The 24,703-nt window shown below is 64.1% G+C and carries 26 protein-coding genes; 6 read left to right on the forward strand and 20 right to left on the reverse strand.

Going from position 1 to position 24,703, the window contains the following annotated elements:
- Positions 1-11: 11 nt before the first annotated feature.
- The 17 genes from N0B51_RS13960 to N0B51_RS14040 are packed head-to-tail and all read right to left on the reverse strand — an operon-like array spanning position 12 to position 15,044.
- Complete coding sequence (locus N0B51_RS13960; protein ID WP_259963193.1) at positions 12-1,448, reverse strand: conjugal transfer protein TraH; 1,437 nt, start codon at positions 1,446-1,448, stop codon at positions 12-14.
- Entirely contained in the window at positions 1,438-2,268 is an 831-nt protein-coding gene (locus tag N0B51_RS13965; RefSeq protein ID WP_259963194.1) for a conjugal transfer protein TraF, read from the reverse strand. Before N0B51_RS13965 ends, N0B51_RS13960 begins: the two co-directional genes overlap by 11 nt.
- Positions 2,265-3,998, reverse strand: a complete 1,734-nt coding sequence (locus tag N0B51_RS13970; protein WP_259963195.1) for a conjugal transfer protein TraN — start codon at positions 3,996-3,998, stop codon at positions 2,265-2,267. The genes N0B51_RS13965 and N0B51_RS13970 overlap by 4 nt, the downstream gene beginning before the upstream one ends.
- A complete protein-coding gene (trbC, locus tag N0B51_RS13975) occupies positions 3,995-4,747 on the reverse strand; it encodes a type-F conjugative transfer system pilin assembly protein TrbC (RefSeq protein WP_259963197.1) in 753 nt (250 codons plus the stop codon). Before trbC ends, N0B51_RS13970 begins: the two co-directional genes overlap by 4 nt.
- Positions 4,744-5,757 (reverse strand): conjugal transfer pilus assembly protein TraU, encoded by a 1,014-nt coding sequence (gene traU / locus N0B51_RS13980; RefSeq protein ID WP_259963199.1) that lies wholly within the window; start codon positions 5,755-5,757, stop codon positions 4,744-4,746. The genes trbC and traU overlap by 4 nt, the downstream gene beginning before the upstream one ends.
- Positions 5,754-6,392 carry a type-F conjugative transfer system protein TraW gene (gene traW, locus N0B51_RS13985; protein WP_259963201.1) on the reverse strand — a complete coding sequence of 213 codons (639 nt, stop codon included), beginning with the start codon at positions 6,390-6,392 and terminating at the stop codon, positions 5,754-5,756. The genes traU and traW overlap by 4 nt, the downstream gene beginning before the upstream one ends.
- Positions 6,389-6,910 (reverse strand): S26 family signal peptidase, encoded by a 522-nt coding sequence (locus N0B51_RS13990; RefSeq protein ID WP_259963202.1) that lies wholly within the window; start codon positions 6,908-6,910, stop codon positions 6,389-6,391. Before N0B51_RS13990 ends, traW begins: the two co-directional genes overlap by 4 nt.
- Positions 6,907-7,251 (reverse strand): TrbI F-type domain-containing protein, encoded by a 345-nt coding sequence (locus N0B51_RS13995; RefSeq protein WP_259963204.1) that lies wholly within the window; start codon positions 7,249-7,251, stop codon positions 6,907-6,909. Before N0B51_RS13995 ends, N0B51_RS13990 begins: the two co-directional genes overlap by 4 nt.
- A gap of 34 nt (positions 7,252-7,285) precedes the next feature.
- Positions 7,286-7,666, reverse strand: a complete 381-nt coding sequence (locus tag N0B51_RS14000) for a hypothetical protein (protein WP_259963205.1) — start codon at positions 7,664-7,666, stop codon at positions 7,286-7,288.
- Positions 7,663-10,206 carry a type IV secretion system protein TraC gene (gene traC, locus N0B51_RS14005; RefSeq protein ID WP_259963206.1) on the reverse strand — a complete coding sequence of 848 codons (2,544 nt, stop codon included), beginning with the start codon at positions 10,204-10,206 and terminating at the stop codon, positions 7,663-7,665. The genes N0B51_RS14000 and traC overlap by 4 nt, the downstream gene beginning before the upstream one ends.
- A complete protein-coding gene (locus tag N0B51_RS14010; protein ID WP_259963207.1) occupies positions 10,203-10,790 on the reverse strand; it encodes a hypothetical protein in 588 nt (195 codons plus the stop codon). Before N0B51_RS14010 ends, traC begins: the two co-directional genes overlap by 4 nt.
- Positions 10,787-11,671 (reverse strand): DsbC family protein, encoded by an 885-nt coding sequence (locus tag N0B51_RS14015; protein ID WP_259963208.1) that lies wholly within the window; start codon positions 11,669-11,671, stop codon positions 10,787-10,789. The genes N0B51_RS14010 and N0B51_RS14015 overlap by 4 nt, the downstream gene beginning before the upstream one ends.
- Positions 11,668-12,996: a TraB/VirB10 family protein gene (locus N0B51_RS14020; RefSeq protein ID WP_259963209.1), complete on the reverse strand. Its 1,329-nt coding sequence runs from the start codon at positions 12,994-12,996 to the stop codon at positions 11,668-11,670. Before N0B51_RS14020 ends, N0B51_RS14015 begins: the two co-directional genes overlap by 4 nt.
- On the reverse strand, positions 12,996-13,811 hold the full coding sequence (locus tag N0B51_RS14025) for a type-F conjugative transfer system secretin TraK (RefSeq protein ID WP_259963210.1): 816 nt from the start codon (positions 13,809-13,811) through the stop codon (positions 12,996-12,998). Before N0B51_RS14025 ends, N0B51_RS14020 begins: the two co-directional genes overlap by 1 nt.
- A complete protein-coding gene (locus N0B51_RS14030) occupies positions 13,808-14,377 on the reverse strand; it encodes a type IV conjugative transfer system protein TraE (protein ID WP_259963211.1) in 570 nt (189 codons plus the stop codon). The genes N0B51_RS14025 and N0B51_RS14030 overlap by 4 nt, the downstream gene beginning before the upstream one ends.
- Before the next feature lie 12 nt (positions 14,378-14,389).
- Entirely contained in the window at positions 14,390-14,677 is a 288-nt protein-coding gene (traL, locus tag N0B51_RS14035) for a type IV conjugative transfer system protein TraL (RefSeq protein WP_006834208.1), read from the reverse strand.
- Positions 14,678-14,711: 34 nt separating this feature from the next.
- A complete protein-coding gene (locus N0B51_RS14040) occupies positions 14,712-15,044 on the reverse strand; it encodes a hypothetical protein (protein ID WP_187335525.1) in 333 nt (110 codons plus the stop codon).
- Positions 15,045-15,412: 368 nt separating this feature from the next.
- Between N0B51_RS14040 and N0B51_RS14045 the strand changes: the two genes are divergently transcribed.
- Positions 15,413-15,904: a hypothetical protein gene (locus N0B51_RS14045; RefSeq protein WP_215227339.1), complete on the forward strand. Its 492-nt coding sequence runs from the start codon at positions 15,413-15,415 to the stop codon at positions 15,902-15,904.
- Positions 15,897-16,115, forward strand: a complete 219-nt coding sequence (locus N0B51_RS14050; protein ID WP_259963214.1) for a helix-turn-helix transcriptional regulator — start codon at positions 15,897-15,899, stop codon at positions 16,113-16,115. Before N0B51_RS14045 ends, N0B51_RS14050 begins: the two co-directional genes overlap by 8 nt.
- A 114-nt stretch (positions 16,116-16,229) precedes the next feature.
- On the opposite strand, the gene N0B51_RS14055 is transcribed toward N0B51_RS14050, so the two are convergent.
- Genes N0B51_RS14055 through N0B51_RS14065 form a run of 3 tightly spaced genes read right to left on the reverse strand, consistent with a single transcriptional unit; the run spans position 16,230 to position 20,460 of the window.
- The gene (locus N0B51_RS14055; RefSeq protein WP_259963215.1) at positions 16,230-17,717 is read right to left on the reverse strand and encodes an efflux transporter outer membrane subunit; all 1,488 of its coding nucleotides are present in this window, start codon (positions 17,715-17,717) and stop codon (positions 16,230-16,232) included.
- A 37-nt stretch (positions 17,718-17,754) separates the two neighbouring features.
- Positions 17,755-19,308 (reverse strand): DHA2 family efflux MFS transporter permease subunit, encoded by a 1,554-nt coding sequence (locus N0B51_RS14060; RefSeq protein WP_215227340.1) that lies wholly within the window; start codon positions 19,306-19,308, stop codon positions 17,755-17,757.
- A 3-nt stretch (positions 19,309-19,311) separates the two neighbouring features.
- Entirely contained in the window at positions 19,312-20,460 is a 1,149-nt protein-coding gene (locus N0B51_RS14065; RefSeq protein WP_375545964.1) for an HlyD family secretion protein, read from the reverse strand.
- A gap of 87 nt (positions 20,461-20,547) precedes the next feature.
- Between N0B51_RS14065 and N0B51_RS14070 the strand changes: the two genes are divergently transcribed.
- From N0B51_RS14070 to N0B51_RS14085, 4 genes are all read left to right on the forward strand, one after another.
- Positions 20,548-21,018: a MarR family winged helix-turn-helix transcriptional regulator gene (locus N0B51_RS14070; RefSeq protein WP_215227341.1), complete on the forward strand. Its 471-nt coding sequence runs from the start codon at positions 20,548-20,550 to the stop codon at positions 21,016-21,018.
- Positions 21,018-22,613 (forward strand): ABC1 kinase family protein, encoded by a 1,596-nt coding sequence (locus N0B51_RS14075; protein WP_187337189.1) that lies wholly within the window; start codon positions 21,018-21,020, stop codon positions 22,611-22,613. Before N0B51_RS14070 ends, N0B51_RS14075 begins: the two co-directional genes overlap by 1 nt.
- On the forward strand, positions 22,610-23,485 hold the full coding sequence (locus tag N0B51_RS14080) for an alpha/beta fold hydrolase (protein ID WP_187335529.1): 876 nt from the start codon (positions 22,610-22,612) through the stop codon (positions 23,483-23,485). The genes N0B51_RS14075 and N0B51_RS14080 overlap by 4 nt, the downstream gene beginning before the upstream one ends.
- 129 nt (positions 23,486-23,614) lie before the next feature.
- On the forward strand, positions 23,615-24,565 hold the full coding sequence (locus tag N0B51_RS14085; protein WP_259963217.1) for an MlaD family protein: 951 nt from the start codon (positions 23,615-23,617) through the stop codon (positions 24,563-24,565).
- The last annotated feature ends 138 nt before the right edge of the window (positions 24,566-24,703 follow it).

A 24,703-nucleotide genomic window follows, 5' to 3' on the forward strand; every position in this document is an offset into this window, starting at 1 on the left:
CTGCCTGACCCTTATGGAACGATGGAGCGGGACTGCATCCCGCGCGACCAGTCGAGCGCGGCGGCCATCGACGGCGACATCGAGGCAGCGAGCATATTCTCGATCATCGCCGTCTTCTCGATGATCTGCATGATCGCGGAGACCCGCGCTTGCCCGGTCGCTTGCCGCTGGGCGAGGCTCGATCGCACCTCGGCAACCTGAGTGCGCCAGATCGCGAGCTTGGCTTCGTCGGCCGCGATGAAACTCGCCATCGAGCGTCCAGCCTCTGCGGTGATGCGTTCGAGAATGGCATAGAGGAGATCGATGCTGGCGATCTCGGCCAGCGTGTCGCGGTCGTCGGTTGCCATCCCGCGACCATAGGCCGCCTGCACGGTGAGGATCTTGTAGAGCGGCACCGATGCCACCTGGAGCAGCTCCTTCTCCTCGTCGCCGATCGCTGTGTCGCTGCGGATGGCCTCGACCATGTTGCCGATGAGCCGGGCAACGCGCGGCCGGATGGCCTTTGCGCTCGAGAGGCTCATCTGCTGGAAAGTGGGGTTCAGGCACTGATCGGGCTCGTCGCACTGGAACACCCGCACCGATTGGCCCTGCGTCCCATCGAGCAGCGCGGTCACCAGCGTCGAGGAGGCATCGCCCGCGAAAGGTACGAATTTGCCCGGCTCGTCGTCGCGGGGCGGCACGTAGATCACCGTGCCGATGAGCGTCATCGCATACTCGGCAAGATCGCGGTCGAAGGTGCCACCCGGGTTGAAGAAGGCGCTCTGCTTGAGGACGTGCCAGGTGTAATTACGCGGCACACCGGGATTGACGTCGGCATAGTCGGCGCCGGCACCCTCATTGGTCGAGGTGCGCTGGCCGCGTGTTCCGCAACCATGCTTGGCAGCGGCATAGTCGGTGAAGATGCCTTCGGAATTGCCGATCGCTTCGCAGATCGCCTTGTCGGCGAGATCGCCCTTTGGCCAGACGCCGCCGACCAGCCCCTGCGCCATCTCGCAGGAGTTGATCGAGAGATTGTTCATGAGCTGCGCCTTCTGGCTAAACTCCTGCATGATCTTCGAGCACTCGGGGCAGACGGTATCGATCGCCAGACTGAAGGCGAACCCCACCGCATTGTTCGCGACGGCCTTCAAGAGCGCGACCATCTCGCTCGCGTTGATGAAGGAGAACGACCCGGCGAAGATATCGATACCGCCGCAACCAGCGCGGGCACGCGGCAGCTGGAGATTGGCGATGTTGGTCGTCTTCTGCGGGAAGCGCGTCCAGACATTGCCGAGGCTGTAATAGCCCGCCGACTGTCCTTCGAACGCGCTCGGCCCGGTGACATTGGCCGCCGCGCCCATGTCGTCCATGAAACGGTCCATGCTGTCGCCGACGTTTGCGGCGACGGGGGACGCGACCATGCCGGCGGCAGCTATGGTGAGCGCCGCATTGCGGATGCTAGTAATCATGTCCGGCTTCCTTCGAGGTGAGGAGGTAGATGCGGTCCTGCAGCTCGTCGACCGAGAGCACGCCGTACCCGATCGGGATCGGGCGCCTGGCCACGCTGTCCCACAGCACGAGCGCCGGGGTGATGCCGGGTTCGAGCCCCATGCGCGGCCGCTGGCCGCTTTCGACCTTGTAGTCGGGGAAGTGCCGGGACGGTCCGCCATCGGTCGAGATCGCCCGGACAGCGATATGCCAGCGGTCCGCCACCGAGCGCACGATCGGGCTCATCACTTCGCAAGCGCCGCAGGTCTGGGCGAAGAAGTAGAACAGGCCATAGCGCTCGGAGAGCCGGGCCATCACCGCATCGCGGTCGGCAGCGCGCGCGTCCTGCCATTGCTTCTTGGCGAGCGCGCCGACCGGCCGTTCGAGCGTGTAGTCGAGCTCGGGATCCTGCCAGATCGCGCGCTGCCAGACATCGGAGAACAGCGAAGCCCGGTCGAGCTGGGCACGCTGGAAGCGGATATAGGCGGTGACGTTTTCCGGCGTCGGATAGAGGATTGCACGCGCTTTGAGTTCGCGCAGTTCCCCCGTGACCGCGTCGAGTTCTTGCGTTGCGGTTAACTGGGCCGGTGGCTGCGCCATCTGCGGCTCCTCTGCCGGCACCGGCTTTACGCAATAGAACCAATAGCCGAGCCTGCGCTGCTCGCAGTAGAGGCTGTCTGCTGACGCAGCTGGCTCTGCCAGGCGCGCTTCCTGGGCAACTGCCCGAACGGGAAGCAGTGCAGCGAGACACATGGCCAGTGCTGGGAGGGCCAGCATCGGCAGTGATTGGCGGCGCGTCATTGGCCACTCCTTGCGTAATAGTCTTCGATTTTCTGCTGGATGAGGATGCTGGTCTCGAGCTCGTCGGGGAGCCGCGCAGCCTCGGTGAACTCGGCATAGACCTCGCTGAAATCCATCTGGCTGAGGTCGAGCCGGGCGAATTCGTCGAGCGTGAAACCCTCGCACTGCTCTTCCTTGGGCTTGTCCCACGGCTTGGGCAGCTGGAGGCGGCCCTGTTCCTGCAGGACCCGCGAGAGCTTGCTCTCGAAGCAGCAGTAGACCTTCTTCTTGGTCAGGCAGACGCCGAGGAACTTGTCCGAACAATAGGTCCCTACATAAGCGCACAGTCCCTGCGCATCGCGTTCGTGGAGCAGCACTTCCTCGCGGTTGCAGCCGAGTGCGACCAGCAGGCTGATTCCGGGGATGAGCGGGAAGCCCTTGCCCTTGCAGCAGTTGAGCACGCCGAAGACCTTGGAGGAGCAGGTGTTGCGGGTGCCGCGGAACAGCGTCAGCGTCTCGGGATCGAACTGGCCGCGGGCCTCGTCCATCGCATGGAGCGCGGTGACGGCATCCTTGAACTCATCGTTAGCTGTGCGCTCGATCGTCTCGCAGCTGCCGTCGATGCAATAGACATCACCGTCGCAGACATACTGGGTTGAGCTATCGTTTCCGGGAAGCGGGCACTCGTAGATGCGCTCCCAGGTCTGGCAAGGGTCTTCGTCAGTGAGGCATTCCTCGCGGACAAAGCGGCAGGTGCCCTGGCTTTCGATGTCGGAGCAGTCGGTCGCCGCTTCGCGCGCAATGCAGGTGTAGCTGCGTTGCCATTCCCAGCAGGGCCTGGTGACAGAGACGCCGTCGATCACGCGCGTCTGCGGATCGCTATCGGTGCAGATTTCGGCGTCCAGCGTGCAATCGCTATTGTCCGCAAGACCTGTGCACTGGCTTTCGTCAGGGGTCGTTGTTACGGTGGTCGCCGTGGCGATGCGGTAGGGCGTCTGCCCCGCGACCTGTTCGTTGCACGTCAGCTCGGTAAGCGGATCGCCCGGCTCGGTGCACCACTTGCGACCGCCGGACCAACCCCACTGCAGGCACGGACCGTCCCGGTGTCCGGTCACCTGGCAAAGAGCGCCCGAGAATTCTTCGCAATCCGGCTCACCTGCCAGGTTGAAGCTGCTTAATGGGCTGCAAAGGTAATGATACTGCGGTTGCTGGCTGACCCTTGCGACGAGCGGGACCGTGCATTGGCCAACCGACTGATCGATCCGTGTGCCCGTATTGCAGGTCGCGGTATAGGTGCCCGCCGACCCCGAACCAGGCGGCAGCGGAACGCACGATCCCTGGCTGCCCGAAATTGCCATGCCGCTCGTGTAGTCGAGCGGCGTCTCATTGATCCTGAGGCTGCGGGCGATCACATCCTCGATCTCGTTCGGCTCGAACCTTGCGCGATTGGCCACGCTGTCGCGGATGGTGCGCATCGGCGTGCTGGTCGTGGCGGCGCTGCGGGCGCGGGCCTCGATCTGGTCGGGATCGCGCGCAAGATCCTGCAGGTCGCGCGTCGCTTGCGGATCGAAGTTGGGGATGCGCGCGGCATCGGGATTGGTCGTTGCGGCATCGCGCGCTCCGCCCCGCAGTTCGGTGGCAAAGTCCTTGCCGTCGGCCCGGGCTTCATCGCGGGTCTGAGCCTGAACGGAAGCCGCGCTTGTGAGGGCGACGAGTGCAGTAAGGAGATTGGCGAGGGTTCTGCCGGTCATGGCCGTTCCTCCCTGGAGAGCTGGCGCAGATGGAGGCGAGCAAGCTCGGCGCCCGGACCCTTGCCCGAGGCAAAGGTCTCGAGGACTTCTCCCACGCTGATATTTCCCGCGATGCGGTCGTGCGGCGGCACCTCGCTGGTGCAATCGAACCCGTCGCATGGGCTGAACTCGGTGCTCAGCATGACGAAGCTTGGCGCGGCCTCGATGTTGAAGGCGCGGAACAGCCGCGGATCGATGCCGAGCGAACCGGCCGCGTCGCTTGTGCTCCAGATGGCGGCGAGCCGCTTCTTGAACGCCTCGCTGTTTCCTTGCGGGAAGCCGCGCAGCACGGTGACGCCGCCGGCCCTGGTCATGTCGTGGACCAACGTCTTCAGCGCCTCGGGCGGCATCGACAGGCTGGCAAAGGCAATGAAGCGCGGGGCTCCCCCGAGTGATGCCTTCTCGGCGGCGGCTTGCCCCGCGATCATCGCGTCGAAGTCGAGGACGGCGTCAGTCTCGATAGCCTTGATGCTGTCTGCGTAGGCCGTGCGATTGGCCTGCGCTTGCGCCTGGATAGCCTGTGCGTCCTCGGTCAGTGCCTCGGCGCGTTGGCGAACATTGGTGCTGAGCGCCTGCGCATCGTCGGCGTGTTCGGCCGCACGCTCGCGGATCGCTTCGAGGTCGATACCTTCGGGCGCGCTCTGGGCGAGAGCGAGGCCACCGAGGGTGACGGCAAGGCCGACGGGCAAAAGGAGGAGGTGCTTGTTCATAGCGCGCAGCAGTTCCGCTTGCGCCAGACGAGATATCCCATGTCTTCGCCGATGGCGGGGATGACCTGTCCGGCCGATTGAAAGGTGGTGGAGGCGCCGATGGGCGGGCAGGCGTAACGGCCCGAGGTCGCCGGGTTGGGGTTGGTGGCCTGGAAGCGGTATTGCTGCTTGCGCATCACCGGCATCAGATATTTGCCACACAGGCCCTTGGACCCCATCGTCCCCCACGAGACGAGTTCGCGGTGGAGCTTGTAGGCAAAGCGCGAGAGCACGAGCCGCGAGGCCTGGACGTGCCCGATCGATGCCGAGACATTGCCGTTCATCGGATACATCGACCCCTGGCAGCCCGCGCACCAGAACATCTCGTCGATCGGCAGCTTCGCGGTCGAGGCGACACAGTCTGCCGCACAGGCGGCGAGCGCCAACGGGTTGGCGAAGAGCACGGCCTCGGGGTTGATGATCGCCGTGAGCTCGGAATCCTGCCATAGCGGATCGATCTCGGAGATGTAGAGGATGTCGATCGAGCCCGATTCCAGGCACAGGAAATCGGCGACGATCTCCATCCAGTAGATCAGCGGATAGGCATACCAGTGGACATGCCAGCTCGAATAATACTGGCTCGCGCCGCCCACCGCCGAAGGACCCGAGATCGAGCGAAAGCCGATATCGAAGCCCGGATCGAGTTTCATGCCGCCGAGGTTCACGAAGCACCACGGCTTCATGCTGACATCGGCAAGCCGCACCGGCTCCCAAAAGCCCATCGCGATCCCGGGCCTCAGACCGCACAGGCAAACCGGCAGATCGGGGTTATCGGGATCGGGGCGGCTCGACGGCCAGATGTCCAGCCCGCCGATCGAGATCGGGAACAGACACGACCAGCAGATGTCGGTGATCGGGTTGACGAAACTCCCGGTGCAGCGTCCCGGACCGGCATCGGCCATCGCAGGTGTTGCGGTGGCGAGACCAAGAATGGCGGCCAGCATGAGCGCCAGTTTTCGCAAGCGGGTCATTGGGCTGCCCTCCTTTTCGGTGGCAGCGCGATTTCGCTGACCTCGAGCAGGCGGCCCTGCTGGCGCACGCGTGCGGGCACCGACCTGATCCCGAACCTTTCCGTGAGCTTGCCGCCCTGGTCGAAATAGAAGCGGCGCTGGCGGGCCTTCATCAGCTCGAGCGGCGCGCCCTTCACCAGGATCAGCTTGGCATTGGCGTCCTGCTTGAGCGCCCAGGCGAGCTGGTCGGGATCGTCGCCGTCGAGGAACAGGAGATCGGCGCGAAGGCCGACGCTGTCGAGCGGATTGACCCTCGTGCCAGCGGCATGGATCAGCTCGCCTTTTGCCCCGCGGATATCGGCAGCGAGCGTGATCGTCGGATCGAAGTGCCAGCGCCGGGCTTCGCTCGCCCGGACGATCCCGGCGACAGGGTCGGGCCGGTTCACCCGCGCGATCGTGCGGCGCTTCAGGTCTTCATTGAGCCGTGCGGTCTCGCCCGAACGTTCCATCTGCGTCAGGCGCGAATGGATTTGTTCGAGGAGGTCGCGCTCGATCACGGGAAACACCGTGCCGCGCTGGCCATAGTCGCGCGCCAGTACCTCGGCAGGGCAGAGCAGCACTGCAAGCAGGGCTGCGGGGAGGATGAGCTTGCTCACAGGATCGCCCTCCCGCTGCCGAGGATCTGGCCGCGGCAGACGAAACCGATCTCGGCGTAGCGGCTGTCGAGGCCGCGGGGATGGCTGGTGCCGGTGTAGAAGCAGCCGTCGGGGATCGGTCCTTCGGGGCCTTTGTGAAGCGCAATGCCGAGACGGGTCTCATTGAGCCGCGCGGCGACCTTGCGACCGTTGATGAAGACCTCGTGACCGCGGTGGCTCACGACATCGCCCGGCACGCCCAGCACCCGTTTGCCGAAGAGCTGCGCGCCGTTCCCGAAATGCACTTCGACGAGCCTGCTTGCCGGCGGCTCGAAGAAGATCAGGCTGCCGCGTTCGATCCGCGCATGCTTGTCGAGCCAGAATGCCCAGTTGGGCAGGCTCGGGCTGGCATTGATGAGGAAGCCATGGTCTTTTGCGAAGGCGTCGACCGCGCCCCATCCGAGCGGCAGCAGCACCAGGCCGGTCAGGACAAGCGGTCGTTTGATCGTGCGGACAAGACGAGAAGCAAAGTGCGTCACTGACCCCCTCCCTGGCCAAGCTGGCGGGCGATCCGTGCGCGCAGTTCATCGGTAGCATCGGGGGCATCGCCCGCGAGCACCGCTTCGCCGACCAGCACCACGCGGCCATCGGTTCCCATTTCCGCAACGGCGCGCTCGGACGCGTGGAGGAAAGCGAGTACGCGCGCCTGACTGGCTTCGGGATCCTGTGCTCCGCGCGCTTCGGCATCGACGAAAGCCGCGATGGTTTCGGCAAGCCGGACGGTGACGATCTGCTGACGCGGCTCGGACAGCTCGCGGCTGACCCAGGCTGCCCAGAGCAGTGCGACCACAAGCGCGAGCACGCCCAGAATTCTGAGCACCAGCGGGCGATTGAAGGATGGTAATCTGCGCGTATCAGTCACGGTTTGCCTCCCGGGCCGGATGGTTGTCGAGATCGGCCGCGAGCCGCTTCAGGAAGCGCGGCATGCGAAACAGCGTCACCGCGCCCGCCAGGACGAGGAAGCAGCCCTTGAGGTCCTGGCTGAACAGGCTGCGGCGCAGGCCGTCGGCTTCGAGGTAGCGGTCCGACAGATTGGCGAGCTGGGTGAAGAGGGCGCCAAGGTCCCAGCCCGCAACGAACAGGAACAGCGCGAGCGGCATTCCCAGCACGATCAGCAGCGAGGTCGCGGCAAAGCGCACTGTCTCGATGAGGACGAAGCAGCTCCCTTGCAGGAATGGCAGCAGGCTGCCGAGATTGGCCGGAGGGGTCCGGTCGGCGAGATGCGAGACCATCATTGTCCGCCTCCCGCCACGATCCGGATGGCACCGGCGAGGCTGTGCCCACGCCGCTCGCAGTCCTGGATCGCGGCATAGGTGTCGGGATCGGAGGAGTAGATCGTCGCCGAGAATGGATCGAGCACGAGCCGGCCGACCGCCTCGGTCTCGGGGCCCTTGATGAAGACCTCGCTGTACTCGGTGCCCGAACGCTTGAGGCTGCGGATCAGCGTTTCGGTTCGGTCGTCCATGTCGAGCCGCGCGTTCGCCCTGAAATCGGCGATCGTCTCGGCCTTCTGCTGGAGCACCAGCATCCAGTCGCTGTTCTCGAGCGCGGCCCGCGCGCCGTCGGACTTGTAATAGTCATTGAGGGACTGCGTCGCGGTGGCGAGCGCGCCGCCATATTTGCGCGCCGTGCGGGCATAGGTCTCGACGAACTCGCCCATCGAGCCGCCCTTGAGCATGGCCCAGGCCTCGTCGATCAGCAGCAGCTTCTTGGTCGCCCGCGATGAGCGCGTCATCGCCTGGCTGGTCATGAACATGATCGCCGAGAGGACAACGCTCCTCAGTTCCTCGCGGCTTGCAAGGTCGCTCATCTCGAAGACGGTGAAATCATCGTCGAGCGCGAAGCTCGCCTTGCCTGCAAAGAACCCGCCGTAGCTGCCGCCGCGGCAGAAAGGCGCGATCGCGGTGGCGAGATCGCGGCCCGCCTCGCTTTCCGATCCATGAAGCGCATGCGCGACATCGTCGACCGATGCGCCGCTTCCGAGGGCCTCCCAGGTCGCGGTCACGGCCCGGTCGATCAGTCCGCGTTCGGTGTCGCTCGGCGCGGTGCCCGGACGCGCCATCTGGCCGACAATCGCCTTGATCATGGCAAAGCAGTCGAGGCGGTAATCCTCGTCTTCGTGCGCACGGGCATCGTCGACCATCGAGAAAGGGTTGAGCGAAAAGCCCGAGGCGAGCGTGAACTCGACGAAGCGTCCGCCCTGCAGCTTGACCGAATGCTCGAAGCTGCGCCCGTCGTCGATCACCACGACCTTGGCGCCTGCGCCGCGCAGGGCGGCGCAGAGCTCCTGCAGCAGCACCGACTTGCCCGAGCCCGACTTGCCGCAGATCGCGATATTGTGGTTTCCGGCAGTGTTTTCGAACGGCGACCACCAGAAGGGCTGGCCGCGCCTGCCGACGAGCAGGAGGTGCGGGATCACGCCGCCGAGATATTCGCCCTGCATCGGCGCGATATGCGCTGCGGTCGTCGAGAGCATGGTCTTGAGACGCTTCAACCGCGCCATGTCGTCGGCGAGGCCATCGGCAAGGCTCAGGGGAAAGGCAGCAACGAGGCCCTGCAGCTGGAGGAAGCGCTCGTCGGCAAGATCCCAGCCCGCTGCCTTGTAGATCGCCTTGATGATGCGCTCGTGCGCATCGCCCTGGCCGAGCGGCGAGATGCTGGTGAGTCCGTAGAACAGCTTCACGAGCTTCTTGCCGGCCTGGAGTTCGGCCTGGACGTGGCGCCATTCGGCCGACTGTTCGGCGAGCTTGGGCAAGAAACGCGCGCTCTTGGTCTGGCTGAGACTGGTCGTGCGCATGAATTTGAAGCCCGCGCGCGCCGATGCGGCTTCCTGGTCGGGGTAGACCAGGCAGAGCATGGTCGCCGTCGGACAGGGGAAGCGCAGCTTGTCGGTGAACATGTCGCCGATGAGCCGCGCGCATTCCCAGGGCGCCCAGCGCTCAGGCGTAGAGCGCACGGCATAATGCCGCACGTCGAAATGGTCGGGATAGCATTCGCCGACTTCGGGATTGCCCTCTTCGTCGCGGCCGGTCTCGCGGAAGCGCTCGGTCCTGAGGATCAGGCGATCGTCGCCGACCTCGAGCTCGATGTCGCGGCGGATGGCCTGGACGTCGAGCGTATCGTGCGGGTTCCACGCATGGATATCGGTCTCGTGCGCGGTGGTCGGCGAGGTCAGCTCGTCGATCAGCGCCAGCAATCCGCCCGGACGCAGCTCTTGCGTGTGCAGTCCGAGCGAATGGAGCATGCCCATCAGCCCTTCGCGGCATTCGGAGAGTTCCGCGTCGGTCACGCTGCCCGGCACCGGCACGCCGAGCGAGACGATCAGCCGGACGTTGCGGGCATGGAAGGGCGCATGCGCCGAGCCCGAATTCCAGACGAGATCGTAAAGGCGTTTGGTGCGCGCCCTCGCGATGGCCTCGTAGATCCCGCCCTGCTCATAGCGCGGAGCGAACCAGGGGCCGACCACGCTGCCGATCCGCGGCGATGCAAAGTTCAGGACCTGGAGGCAGGCGCCCTGCGGCAGGCCTTCGGAGAAGAACTGCCCGAGGATCTCGCCGGTCCGTTCGTCGGCCCCGATCAGCGGGGTGACTTCGAGCACGAAGCCCTTCGAGCGGGCGTTGCGGTAGAGCTTCGCCCCCTCGTCATAGACCCGGTAGGGCAGCCAGTCCGAGAGCATGTCGAGCCCGAAATGCGCCTGCGGCTTTTCAGGACGGGCCGTGTCGGCAAACAGGCCCCGCGAGAGCGCGTCGCGCGCGGCAGAAAGGGATAGCGTCACCGGCTCTCTCCTTCAGGTGTTTCAGGGTGGGGGACCGGCTCGCGGGGAGGGGAAAACGAGCCAGGTCCCCCGGGTTCCGGCGCGTCAGCGCCGGGCATCGCCGGAACGGGCTGCGAGGGGATGAACAGCTGTTCCGGCAATGTGTCTGCCTCTTGGATTTTTGGCGGTTGGAAATCGGTTGCGAGGTTGCCTTCGCGTGTCGCGGCAATGCTCGATGCCAGCGAGCGCAGGACTTCGCGGCGGCCCTGCGGCGCGCGCCAGCCTGTCCCTGCCTGTTCGGGCAGCGTCAGGTGAACGACCCGCGCCTCATGGTCGCGGCCCGCCGCGTCACGGTAGGGCGTCAGAACGACTTGCAGGCGGCGAACCGCTTCTCCGGTCGGGGTCACCGTCCGATGCGCGTGAGACGTGTCAGCCTTTTCGATACCGGTCGCCCCGGCATCGATCGCGGAGGTCGGCGCGCAGGTTCCTTCGGGAGCGCGGCAGGCGAAACTGCCTTTGACGTTGCCGCCGAGGCTGGCGCAGCCACTGGCCAGGAGGAGCGGCGCGGCGAGCACCACGGCGCGAAGGATCGGAAGTCGGCTCATTGTGCCTCTCCCTTGCCCTCGGCGACGAAGCGGCGGATCGCCGCGGCATCGCGGTAGCCATGCAGCACCGCCCCATCGCGGGCGCGCACGATGACCGGAGTTCCGGCAAACCCGTTGGCCTTCGCGAAGGCCTCATTGGCATCGAGCGCCTTGGCGTCCTTGCAGGTCTTGGCACTCGCCGGAGCCTGCCCGGCATAGGCCGCATGGAGCGCTTTTGCCGGATCCTTGGCGCACAGCACCGCCTCGGAAATCTTGCGGCTTGCCGCGCCGAAGATCGAGATCGGTCGCTCTTCGATCATAACCTTTGCCTTGACGAGTTCGGCGGTCAGGCGCTGGCAGTAGCCGCACTGGAAGTCCGAGAAGACGACCAGGCGTTCACCCTTGGGGTTGCCCCAGTGGATCGCGCCCGCAGCCGGAAGCGAGGAGAGGTCGACATGGCTGGCACCCGCCTGGACCGGCGCTTCGTCGCGTCCCGCTGGCGCGTCGCTGGCTACACGCGCCGCACCGGCCGCAAGCAGGTCGGGATTGAGTTCGAGCAGCCGGGCGGCGGTCACGTCGCGCCGCTCTTCCATGTCGTAGAGACGGCCCACGAAGAGATAGCGGGCGGTCTCGTCGATGTAGAACAGCGTGTCGCCCGAGACGACTTCGCACCAGGGCCCGAGCGTGTCGCAGCTGATCGCATCGATCGGGGTCTTGGGCAGCCGCAGCTTTAGTGCCTGCGCGACATCGCTCGCCATCCCCGCGGCGTTCGCAGGCATTGCGGTGACGGCCGAGACGCCGAGCGTCAGCACGGCGGCGGCGCTCGAAAGGGCCAGAGACATGTGGATGGCAAGGTGGGCGGCGCGGGCCTTCAGGCCCGGCCGGTGGTTATTGTAGTTCATTTGGAGGGGCTCCTGACGTGGACGCCGTCGAGAAAGACGATCTCGACCTCGATGCCGGTCGGCATCTCGACGACGGGTTGGTATTGTTCGGCGCGTTCGATGAGATATCGGCTGACGGTGTCGGCGGCTTCGCCGGCACCCTGCCCGAAGCCACCGGCGAGGATGTCGGTCGGCGACAGCGCTTCGCGCTGACCGTTGGCGCCGACCTGACCGGTGAAGATGCCGTTGGCGTTGGCGGAAAATCCGCGACCGAAGCCGCCAACGATCCCGGCCAGCAGTGCCTGGCTGACCAGGCTGCCTTCGCGGCTGACCACGCGGCCGCGCACGCCCGACTTTCCGGCGAAGGAGATGAACCCCTTGACCTCGCTCACTGCGAAGCGGCCACCGGGCTGCGCGCAGGTCATGCGCACCAGCTTGACGTAGACCTTCTCGGCCGAGAGATCGCCGCGCGCCGCGCCATTGACGAGGCAGCCGGTAATGTCGGTGGTGAGCAGCTTGTTGCCGCGCATCACCGAGCGGGCCGGTCCGGTGATCCGGAGCACCACGGGAAGCGGATCGCTCTGGCTGGCAACGCCGGTCGAGGCATCGACACCCACGATGACCGTTGCCGGTGCGTAGCTATTGGGCGGCAGGTAATCGCGGCTCGCTTCCAGCAACAAGGCTGGCGCAGTCTCAGCCGCACGCGGCTTGCCGTCCTTGCCTGCCTCCGTGCTGAAACTCATCAGGCTGAGCTGGTCGCCCTGCGCTTCCGGCACTCCTTGCGGTGGCTGGACAGCCCCGCCGGTGCTGACGCCGATGCCGACGCCGGGACCATAGGCCGGTGGCGGCGGCAAGGGTGGAGCGGTTGCAGTTGCCTTCGCAGCGTCGCTCAGTTGTGACCGCAGATTGGCGTTCTCGGCCGAAATCGCGTTGATCGCCGCCTGGCCGTCGGAGCGCATCTGCGCGTTCTCGCTGCGCAAGGCTTCGAGCTCCTGCTCGATCTCGGGGCGTGGCAGCTGGGCCTGCTGCAGATCCTTGATCGCGCGGCCCTGTGCATCGAGCCGGTTGCCGTAGCTCGCGACGAACTCGCGCTGCGACAGGTTGCGATTGACGAGGCCGCCGGTGTCGATTGTCGCCGCACCATTGGCATCGGTGCCGCCCTCGTCGCCGTCGCCGCCGAAAATGAACATCCCGCCGCCGATGAGCGCGATGGCCCCGATCCCGGCGAGCAGCATCTTCTGGCGCTGCGCGATCTGCGAATTGAGGTTGCGCCGTCCGCTCTCGCGCGCTTCCGGCGAGCCCGGCAGAGGCCTCTTTTCGGCGTCCTTCTGTGTTGCCTCGGACATCAGTCGAGCCCTCCCTTGGCAAAGACAAGGAAGGCACTGGTCGCTTCACCGGGAGCGAGTGCATCGCGGCCATAGGCGAAGGCGAGCGCGCCTGCGGGACCTTCGCGCTCGGAGCCAAGCGCAAGGCTCTCCTGGCCGAGGTTGCGTACGAGGAAGCGCTGTCCGGTGAGTTCATCGCCCTGGTATTCGGCGACCAGCTGGACCTCGATCCCGCCGGTACGGCGTGGAGCCGAAAGTTGGGCGCGGGCAGTGAAGCCGGGCAGGACGGCATCGCTTGCCATCGCCTCTATCAGGCGGATCGCGGCGTCCTCGGGCCCGGTCTCGGTTTCCCATTCGGTAGCCGCGGCTTTAGCCAGCGCCGGATTGGTAATGAAAAGCTGGGTCGCTTCCTCGCCGCTAAGGCGGCAGGCGAACTTGTAGACGTAGCCCGCCTTGCTGGTCGCAAAGAAGCTGACCCGGGCAGCGGCAAACTGCGGAGGCACGGAGATATAGATGTCTCCGCGCACCGGCTCATGCGTCACCTGGAAGTCGTTGTAGGGAAAGCCGCTCGCGATCTTCGAGACATTGGCAAAGCCGTCATCGATGAGCGCGATCCGGGTGAGTTCGCCGCGGGCGAGTTCGCAGTCGATGGTCGCGTTGTCGGCCGCTTCGACGAACTGGTCGGCATGCGCCGGGACCGGCGCGAGCGCGAAGACAAGCACGGCGAGGCCGGTCAGCTTGAGCCCGGGATCGGGACGCCTTGTCGCGCCAATCGCGAAACAGGCAAGGCCGGTTCCGGCAAGCGCAGCAGCGAGGGGAGATGGGAGAAGGCTCATTGGCCGGTTTCCTCCTTGTCGGTGGGAAGTTGCTCGAAGCCGGCGAGCGCGAGGCTGAGGCCACGCTTCGACCAGCGGAAACGGAAAGAGCGGCGCTGGCTCGCGATCACCTGCGCGCCGACGAAGGTCTTGAGCGTGCCGGTGACGGTCGAGGTCAGGGCCTTGGGATCGAGATGCATTTCCGCGATCACGAAGGCCTGGCTGATGTCCGAGCCGCGCTGTTCCTCGACGATTTGGACGAGCTCGGCCTTGAGGCGGCCGTGCGCGGCGGGATCGGCGAGCTTCAGAATGTTCGCCATCCAGTAGTCGAGGCTTTCGGGTGCCCGGTTGAGGAGCATCAGCGCCGTGTCGCGGGTGACGAGCTCGAGATAGGGCGCGTCGATCCCGCCGCTCGAAACGGTGATCCGCTCGGCAGTGATCGGCACCAGCACAAGCTGCTCGTCGCGGGTCACGGCGGCGCCAAGGCTGACCAGCGTGGTGAGGCCAAGGACGCCTGCCAGCACGGCAAAGCGATTGCGTTGCCGAAGGTAAGTCTGCGCCTGTTCGTGCGCGATTTCTGCTCGCATGGGTCGCCTCCCTCAGCCCGCCAACAGGCGGCAGTGGGAGGGCGGCGTGGCTTTCAGCCCGAGAAAGCTCCCGGGCAGGTACCAGTACGCAGCATGCACCAGTGCCGAACCGGCGCCGCGTGCCTTTGCCTTCCGCAAGGCAAGCCAGGCCCCGGCGGCCAGGCCGATACCGATAAAGATATGCTGCGAGAGGATGCCCCAGGCGAAGGGAATGAGAATCCCTGCAAACTCGTCGATGGTCCAGAAGCCGATGAGCTCCGGGTCGTCGAGCCGCCGTGGAACGAGGTACCTGTCAGCCATGATGCCGCCCTCCTGTCGTGACCGGATCCGCTGATCAGATGACCGCGGTCACGACCGAGGTGACGATCGGAACGCCGGTGCCGACACCGATCCCGACGCCGACCGGCACGGCGACCTGGCCGAGCGAGAAGCGTCCGGAGGCGAGACCGATCAGACCGCCTGCAAGGCTGAGCACGGTGATGATCTTGCCGCCCGAGCCTTCGAGGAAGTCGGTGAACTTGGTGAGCGCGGGATCAAAGGTGGTGTCGGCGCCGGCGAAGGCGGCACCGGCGCAGGCCAGCGCCACGCAGGCAGGAAGAATGTAGTCGCGGCCACGGGCCCGATTGGGCGTGCGCTGCTGGGCCGGAAGGGCAGTCTTGGTGGTCATGGATGGAACCTTTCGAGGGATTGAACATCAGCCAGCGATGCGTTCGCTGTATGTTCTTTCCTCTCCCCGGAGCCGGGCTGTAGGAAATCGGGAATTGGATTTTGGGGCTACCGACCAAGCGAAATGCGACATCGGAAGGTGTGATGGACGGGATCCGCGCAGGCTGATCGCGGAGCAGCGCCGACTGTGCCGGCTTCTGCGCGAAGCGAGCCTCGATACGCGCGCCGGCGGCCGGAATTCGCGCGAATCGTCGAAGGAAGGTGATTCGTTCCTTCCTCTATGTTCTCTTAATGTTCTTTTCGTTTTCCTACAGGCTTCCTTAGCGGTTAGCCGGTGAGTCGATCACTTCTAGAGATAAGGATTCGTCGATGACCAACATGGCGCTCTTTGCCGAACAACAGGTTCGCGCGGACCTCGCCCGGCTTCTTCTGGCCGCTGTCGAAGCCAGCGGCCGTGCCCGCTGCGATATCGCGCGTGACGCGCAGATCCATAAGGATGCCCTGCGCCGCGTCCTTGCCGGCGAACGCTCGGCCAGCCTCGGCGAAACCTTGCGCATTCTCGCCGCAAGCGGCGTCGCGCCGCACGCGCACTTGCTCCTGTTTCTGGTCAGTAGCGGCGATCACGCAATCGCGTGGCTGCAATCTGACCTCGCGCAATTCTTCGAGGACTTTTCCGGTGAGCTGCCCTCGGCTCTCGAGCGTGTCCTGGGTAACCAGGTCCACGACGTGAAGCCGCGTTGGGCCAAGGGCACCGCGCATCGTGTCGCCCGCCTGCTTTCCGATCACATCGATGAGCTCGAACGCAAGGATGCGCTGCTTGGCGATGTCTTTGCCGGTGTCGAAGGAGGCCATCGTGGGTGAGGAGATCGACAAGGGAGCGACCGAAACCCGCCGGGTCACCCGTCTCATTCGTCTGCCCGAAGTACAGCACCGTGTCGGCCTCGGCCGTTCGACGATCTATCGCTGGATGAGCGAGGGTAAGTTTCCAAAGCCGGTGCAGTTGGGTGGCTATGCGGTCGCATGGGGGGAGGAAGACATAATTGCTTGGGTCGAGAGCCAACTCAAGAGGTAGACAGATAGCAGTCGTTACGATCGGATGAATGCGCCATCACCACCAGCATAACTATTCGCCGCAGCTAGGCTTGGAAACCGCGCGCCCGAGATCTACCAAAGCAAACCGACGAACTCAATTTGAGTTCGATCGCCCAGCCCTATCTCGATCGACTGTGGCCGACTCAACCACCGTGGTCTGGCCTGCAGGCAAATTGGCCCATCCCAGTCCCAAGGACTTCTGGATCGCGATCCAGCCATTTGTCATGGCGGCGATCGCCCGATCGAGATTTGCTCTGGCCTGTTCGCGCTGGCGGATCGAAGTGTTGAGCTCGCCCTGCGAGATTACCCCCGCTGCGCGGCGTTGCTCGTTAAGCTCCGCAGCCGTGTCGGCCTGTCGACTGATTTGCGCCAGCGCGGCTACGTTGGCTCGTTGCTGCCCGAACCGGGCAAGCGATTGTTCGGCATCGCGCAGTGCGCCGAGGACCACTTCAACATAGCGTGCTTCGGCCTCGTCGCGCGCACTCTCGGCCTGATCGATCGATGCTGCCGTGCGGCCGAAATCAAGCAGGTTCCACTGTAGCCTCGGCAAGGCGATCGCTGACAGATTGCCGAGATCAAAGATGTCATCCGGCTGCGATCCGCCCAAACCGAGTATGCCCATGAATGAAAGCTTGGGGAAGCGAGCGGCCTCCGCCACTCCGATGCGCGCATTCGCCGCCGCGAGCGTTCGTTCCGCGGCACGAACATCCGGCCGCCGCGCTATCAGCGCGGCGGGATCACCCACCGCGACCCGTTCGGGGGGAAGCGGAATTTCGGCCTGAGCCGTCAGGAGCCCGTCGAGTGCTCCGGGCGCTTCGCCCGTAAGCACCGCGAGCGTGTCCTTGAACACATCGATGTCCGCTTGCGCTTCCGCGATCTGCGAGTTGAGCAATTCGAGCTCGGCGTTCGCGTTGCCGACCGGGAATAGCGCGAGAGCGCCCTGCGTATAGCGCTGATAGGTCAATTCGAGAGTTTGCTGCTGCAACTCACGCTCGCGCTGGACGAGCTCGAGCCGCCCCTGCGCTTCCCGCAGGCTCACATAAGCCCGCGCGACTTCAGCGGCGAGCTGAACTTTCGAATCCTCGGCGTTCGCCACCGAGGCCGCAGCCTGAGCGTTGACCATCTCGACACGCCGTGCCTGCCCCCCTGCGAAATCGATCTCCCAGTTTGCATTGAGCCCGACGTTGTAAACGCTGAGGCTGTCCTGCTCTTCGGTGTCTGCAGGAGCGCCGGGCGATCCCGCGGGCGGGCCGCTGCCGATATCCAGACCTGGAATCTTCGCCTGGATCGCAGTCGCCTGCGCAGCCACGGCGGGCAGCCGGTTGGCGCGCTCCTGGCGGACAGAAGCCCTTGCCTGTTCGATGCGAGCGCGCGCCGCGGCCACGCCCGGATTGCCGGCCAGCGCGCGTGCTTCCAGATCATTGAGGACCGGATCGCCGAGCAGCGTCCACCAGTCGCCGGCAATCGGCGCTGACGGATCGATTTCGGGGCCGGCCCGTGCGAACGCGTCGCTTGCGGCGGTCGCAGGTTGCGGGGGACCGGCATAGTCGGGACCGGACATGCAACCCGTGAGGAGCGCCATGGGAGCGAGGAGAGTTAGGGTCTTGCGCATAGAGTTCTCAGTGCATCGAAAGGGATACGTTCTTCGGGAGAGGCTTGAGGAACAGTACCAGCGGCACCGTGGCCAGGGTAATCGCGCCCATGGCGAAAAACACATCGTTGTAGGTCATTACGAACGCATCGCGCTGAATGATGCCGGAAAGCATCTCCAGCGCGGCCTGTGGGCTGCCCAGCGACGCCGTCATGCCGTCCAGGTATTCCTGTAGCCGGGGGCTGTTGGCGTTGAGGGTTTCTTCCATGCGCCGACTATGATGCCACAGGCGCTGATCCTGGAACGAGGCAAGCCCCGCGAGCGCGAACGAACCGCCGAGGTTTCGCGCAGCGTTGAAAATCCCGGAAGCATCGCCGGCATCCTCCTTGGCAACCGAAGCTACCGTCGCCTGATTGAGGAACATCATCGTGAGGATCATGCCGATGCCTCGCAGGAATTGGCTTTCGGTGAACACTCCACCTCCCGATGCCGCTGTCAGATTGATGCTGACGAAGCAGCTTAGCGCCATGATGAACATGCCCACGCCGACCGCAATCCGGATGTGAATCCTTCGTATCATGAAGGGCAGCACAGGCATCAGCAGGAAGGCCGGAACACCCATCCAGAAGATTACGAACCCAGTCTGCAAGGCATTGTAGTCGGAGATTATCGCAAGAAATTGCGGGATCACGTAGGTCGAGCCATACATGACCATGCCGAGTGCCAGCGCCATGACCACGACGCTGGCAAACTGCCTGCTGAGCATCAGGCGCAATTTGAGCACTGGCTTGCGTGCATACAGCTGTCCGTAAGTCAGAAGCGCGAAGCCGACGATCGTCATCAACGTGAGCTGCACGATCAGTGTGGATTCGAACCATTCCTCACGGTGACCTTCTTCCAGAACGACGGTCAGCCCGCCAAGGCCAAGGATCATACCCACGATGCCTGCCCAATCCGCCTCGCGCAGGTAGACCCAGTCAGGTTTTTCGTGGGGCAGCCCGATGAAGAGCAGAGCCAGGAGCAAGGCGCAGACGGGCACGTTGACGAAGAAAGCGTAGTGCCAGCTCAGGTTCTCCGTAAGCCAGCCCCCGACGAGCGGCCCCATGACCGGACCAAGGACCACCGTCATCCCGAACAGCGCCATTCCGATGGGTTGCTGCGATGGAGGCAGCCGCTTCGCCACGATGGTCATGGCGGTGGGAATCAGCGCGCCTCCCATGAATCCTTGACCGGTGCGGCCGATGATCATGGTCGTCAAATCGGTGGCAATGCCGCACAACACCGAAAAGGCCGTAAAGGCGGAAACGGCGACGATGAGCAGAGTTCGAAGGCCGAGCAGTCTTTCCAGCCATGCACTCAGAGGGATGATGATGATTTCGGCTACAAGGAAAGCTGTCGCAATCCACGTGCCCTCGGTTCCGGTCGCGCCGATTTCTCCCTGTATCGTCGGCAGCGCGGAATTGACGATCGAGATGTCGAGCGTTGCCAGCATCGCGCCGAGTGCACCGGCGGCTACGGCGATCCAGGCCGTGGCATCGGCCTTCTCGACCGGCGGAGCAACCGCAGCAGAGGCACCTGCCATCGGTCAGTCTCTGGCCGCGTTGCGGATCGAATCGAGTTCGTCTCTGGCGCCGCGGGTATCAACGCTGGCGACAACGGACATGCCCGGCACCAGCAGACGCAGGACTTCGGAAGAAGCCTGAATGGATATGCGGACCGGGACGCGCTGAACGATCTTGGTGAAATTGCCCGTCGCGTTTTGCGGAGGCAGGATCGAGAATTCCGCCCCGGTCCCGGGGGCGATGCTTTCCACTCTCCCCGATAACTCGAGATCGGGCAGCGCGTCGATTTCCAGGGTGACGGGTTGCCCGGGGCGGACGAGGCCGAGCTGCGTTTCCTTAAAATTCGCCGTCACATAAAGACGGTCGGTGGGAACCACGCTCATCAGGCGCTGGCCGGGCTGGACAAATTGTCCGGGCCGGACCGTGAGGTCACCCACCCGCCCGGAAATGCTCGCCCTGAGCGTGGTCGACGACAGGTTCAGGCGGGCCGCCTCAAGCTGCGCACGAGCTGCGTTGGCTTGCGAATTGGCTTGGTCTATCTGTTCGCCCAGCGTGCCTTGCCGCCGCTGTGCAGCCGTGAGCGCGGCGCGCGCCGCCGCGACCTGGGCTTGCGCTTCTCTGGCCTGGGCCTGCAGCTGGTCGAGCCTTTCGCGCGGCTCCGCTCCGGAAGCGGCAAGGGGGCGATAACGCGCAACCTGCTCCGCAGCCAGACCGGCCTGCGCAGATGCCGCGGCAAGTTGGGCACGGGCCTGCTCGATAGCCGCATCCTGCTCTCGCTGTTGTGCGCGAACCGTATCAGCTCCGGCGAGCGACGCCGCGATCTGGGCTTCGACCTGGTTCGTCTGGGCGCGATAATCCCGCACGTCCAGCTGCACAAGTGCATCGCCCGACGCAACCGTTTGATTCTCAGTCACCAGTACGCGCTCGACATAGCCGGCAATTTTGGGGGAGATGATGACGCTGTCGGCGGCGATATAAGCGTTGTCGGTGGACTGCTGGAATCGGCCGTACGTCTGATGATTGTAATACCAGTAGCCCCCGGCGAGCAGGACCAGAATGACGGCGATCAGCAGACCAAGCCGGACCCGCGGACTGGACAACCCCTTCGGACGTTCGCCTTGATCGCTATCGCCTGCTGTCTCGTCCGCCATGGTAATTTCGCTCCTCGCCATCGTTTGGCCCGTTGCACGAGCGATATAGCGGTCAAAATAAAATACGAAAGTCCTTTACTATTTTTTCCTGATCGATAGGACCCACTCATGACGGAAGACGAGGACACTCTCGCACTCGACAATGTCATCACCGACGATGATCGAGCGATCTTCATGATGGACGAGATCAGTCGCGCCGCGCGCAAGGCATTCGATGACCGGGCACAGCCGCTTGGCCTCAATCGTACGCAGTGGCGTGTGCTGGCGCAGCTCATCAAAGATCCTGCCCTGAACCAGACCGACATCGCCAGGCGTCTCGAACTCGAATCCGCCACCATTGGCTTGGCGGTCACCGCCTTGACCCAGAAAGGCTTTATCGAGCGCCGCCGTGACCCGGCGGACGGGCGGTCTTGGAGTCTCGGCCTGACGAGACGGGTTGAGGAAATACTCCCTGACCTCAGACGGGCCGCAGACGCGACCCACCTGCGAATATGGAGCGGAATGACGCCGCAACAGAAGAGTACTTTGCATTCGCTTTTGGAGATGGTCAGCGAAAACGTACGGCGGGATGCTCTCTGATGGCAGACATGCCGCCTTCGCGCATGAGTGACCGGAAGCGGCTTGCGCAGGTCATAGCAATTCTCGGCCGTCACGGGCTGGGCGGCATCGTGTCCGCGTTGGGATCCGGCCGATCTCAAACCAATGCACATCCGACGCGCCCGGAAGCCCTGGTCGAGGCACTGCGCGAACTGGGACCAGTCGCGACCAAGCTTGGCCAGATCCTCGCGATGCGAAGCGATCTCTTGGGGCCGGATTGGACGGCAGCGCTATCGCAGCTGCACGATCGCGTTCCGGGTGTACCGTTCGAGCGTGTCGAGGCTCCGCTCACCCATGCTCTCGGGGAAGACTCCGGCCAGTATTTTCGTGAGCTGGATCGGGAGCCGATCGCGGCGGGCTCTATAGCGCAGGTGCACGCAGGAATACGGAGCGACGGCGTACCGGTCATCGTCAAGATCCGGCGACCGGGAATCGAAAGTGTCGTGGATGCCGACATGCGTTTACTGCGGCGCATTGCCCGATTGGCACAACGCGCCAGTCCCCTTGTCGAAAGACAGAGGCCCGATGAGCTGTTGCGGTTCTTCGCCGAAAGCCTCGATCGTGAGATGGATCTGGGCGCTGAAGCACGCGCGAGTGCGGAGATCGGCAGCTATCTTGCACGGTTCGGGATCGAGACAGCCCACTTCGACAACGAGGTGAGCGGGCGCAGTCTCAATGTCCAGGAGCGGGTCGACGCGATCCCGGCGACCGACTTGGCCACACTGAGGGACGCCGGCGTGGATTTTACGTCCGTCGCGCGCGGCTATTCACGCGCGGTGCTGAGCATGATAATCTTCAACGGTCGCTTCCACGCCGATCCGCATCCGGGCAATGTGCTGATCCGCCCCGACGGGACCTTGGTGTTCATCGACTTTGGCGCGGTAGGCACTCTGCTGCCAGAGCGGCGGGACGAACTGGTGCGCCTGTCACTGGCGATCGCCGGAGAAGATATCGACGATCTGGTCGATGTTCTCCTTCAGTGGGCAGGCAATCCGGCGGTCGATCGTGAGGCGCTGAAGGCATCGCTTAATCAATTGGTCGGCAAGTTTCGCAACACGCTTCTCGACCAGATCGACCTGTCTGGCATTTTCGCCGATGTATTCGATCTTCTGCGGACTTACCAACTGGCCCTACCCGGCGACCTCGCCTTGATGCTGCGCACGCTGCTCACCGCCGAGGGGTTCGTACGCCGTCTTGACCCGCGCTTCGACATAACGTCCGAACTTGCTCCGATCGGCAAACAACTGCTGATGGAGCGCGCCAGCCTGGCAAACCTGCGCGGAAATGCCCGGCGGACAGCATCGACGCTGATACGCGCGCTTCTCGGCACCCCGGAGATCGTCGAGAACCTGGCGTCGATCGCTCGCCGCGGACAGCTGCCGATCCGGTTGGATCCTCAGGATCTTGCGCGACTGGAAAGGCCGTCAGGTGCGGCGCCCATGCGTTCCAGCGACCTGATTGCGGCAGCGCTCATCGTATCGGCAGCTATCCTGGCAGACCTATCGATAATTGCAGCCATTGGCTGTGCCTTGGCGGCGCTGACATTCTTTTTTCTTGCCCGGAGGCCGCGCTCGTGAACGAGGATCGCCTGTTGCTTCCTGGTGCCGACGGCCTGACGCTTGTCGCAAGTACATTCGGACCGGCTGACGGTTTCCCTGTGCTTCTGGCTCATGGAGGCGGACAGACACGGCGCGCCTGGAGAAAGGTCGGCACTCGCCTGGGCCGGGCCGGATACCGAGCGATTGCCCTCGATCTCAGAGGGCATGGCGAAAGTCCATGGTCCCCGACCGGCGCTTATGATGTGCACGATTTCGGCCGGGATCTCGTTGCAGTTGCGCAGAGTTTCGAGCGCAATCCGGCGCTGATCGGTGCGTCGCTGGGAGGATTGGCGGGCCTTGTGGCCGAGGGCACGATCGCGCCCGGCACGTTCGCCTCGCTAACCCTCGTAGACATTACGCCGCAAATGGAAGCGAACGGGGTCGCGCGGGTCCTCGGCTTCATGGCGCAGCACGCCCGAGAGGGGTTCGAATCGCCCGAGCACGCTTCCGCTTCAATCGCAGCATATCTGCCGCACCGCGAGAGACGGCAAAGTTCCTCGGGATTGAAGAGTTACCTTCGAAAGGCACGGGACGGGCGGTATTATTGGCACTGGGATCCGGCATTCGTCGAGAACGTTACGCGCCGACGCACCATTACCGACGACGTTTCCGCCGGGTCGACCGAGCTTGTTCAGGCTGCGTCGGCGCTGTCGCTCCCGGTCCATCTCGTGCGCGGTGGATCTAGCGACCTTGTTTCTCCCGAAGGCGCCGCTGAATTCCGGAAACTGGTTCCCCATGCAAAATTCAGCGATATCGCTGGTGCGTCGCATATGGTCGCGGGCGACGAGAACGATGCGTTCGGCGACGCAGTACAGCGTTTCCTGGTCGAAACTCACCCTGTAAAACTGTGACCCTAATGATTGCGCCACAAGGCCAACCTCGGTCAGGTACTGTGGCGGACACCCTAGGAGCACGCGGGGCGCGAACTTTCAATGTTTCGGCACCTCTGCCGGACGGAAAAATCCCTGTTTGCGTGCAAGATGGAAACTAACGCAAACTTTTCCTTAGTGGGGTGGATCGTTGGCATTCTGATGCTTGCCACCATCGCTTTTGCGGTGTGGCTTCTCGATCCCACGCCCAATCAGGAAACATATCTCGTCAGGTTTGATCGCTCCGTGGAAGGCCTTCAGCCGGGGTCGACCGTAACACTGTCGGGTGTTCCTGTGGGTCGGGTAACATCGGTCCGCCTGGCGGAAAATGGACCGGGAAACGTTCTCGTCGTGCTGACTCTCGATCCTGATGCAGCGAAAGTTGACGGCCTTGAAGCGACAATCAGTACCAACCTGATAACCGGCGAGGCAGCGCTGGTGCTCGAGGGTCGAAGGGGCCGTCAAGGCATATACGCCGACAATTCAGGAAGGAAGATCATACCGCCCTCGGACGGAACCGGACTTTTTGGGGGGAATGCGACCGCTACCGTCGAGAGCGTGGCAAACAGTGTCCGCGCTTTGAACGAAGGACTGGAACCAGAAAAGCAGCGAGCGATCACCTCGGATCTTGCCCGGCTTCGAGTCACGACGGCCGATCTCGCATCGGATGTCGAAGGTTGGGACGAAGATTTGGGCTCAACAAAAGGAAGATTGTCAGACTTGCGGCAACGGATCGGTGGATGGGCGATTGATCTTCGAGACGCAGATCGCCGAATTTCGGACGGAAGCGCTTCCACCAGCGCGCGAAGACGTCTTCGCCAATTCAGCGAGGGGGTACAGAACGCTGAGAATAAGCTTTCCCAGGCAAAGAGCGGCATTCCGGCGATCGAAAATTCTCTGATCGAAGGGGAAGCGGTCTTTCGCGGACTCAGTCGCGACCTCGGGCCTGTCAGAGAGAAAATCGAAGATGTCGAGGTCAGGGGAATGGCATCAGATCCTCCTCTCCCAGACTATCGGACTGGGAGAAGAGACGCTGGAGCGAATTCCGAACATTCAAAGTGAGCCTAACGAACGACGGCTCTCGGAGAGAGAGCACAGCCCGTTGAATGGCGGAAAGGAGGGCGTATTCTGTTGAAAAACTCCCCTTGCCGAGGGACTAAACCGCTGATTCAATGATCCCGACAGCCGGGAGATCAGCGA

Origin of the sequence: Tsuneonella litorea (assembly GCF_025154015.1) — a bacterium.
In the GTDB taxonomy this organism is placed as follows: Bacteria; Pseudomonadota; Alphaproteobacteria; order Sphingomonadales; family Sphingomonadaceae; genus Tsuneonella; species Tsuneonella litorea.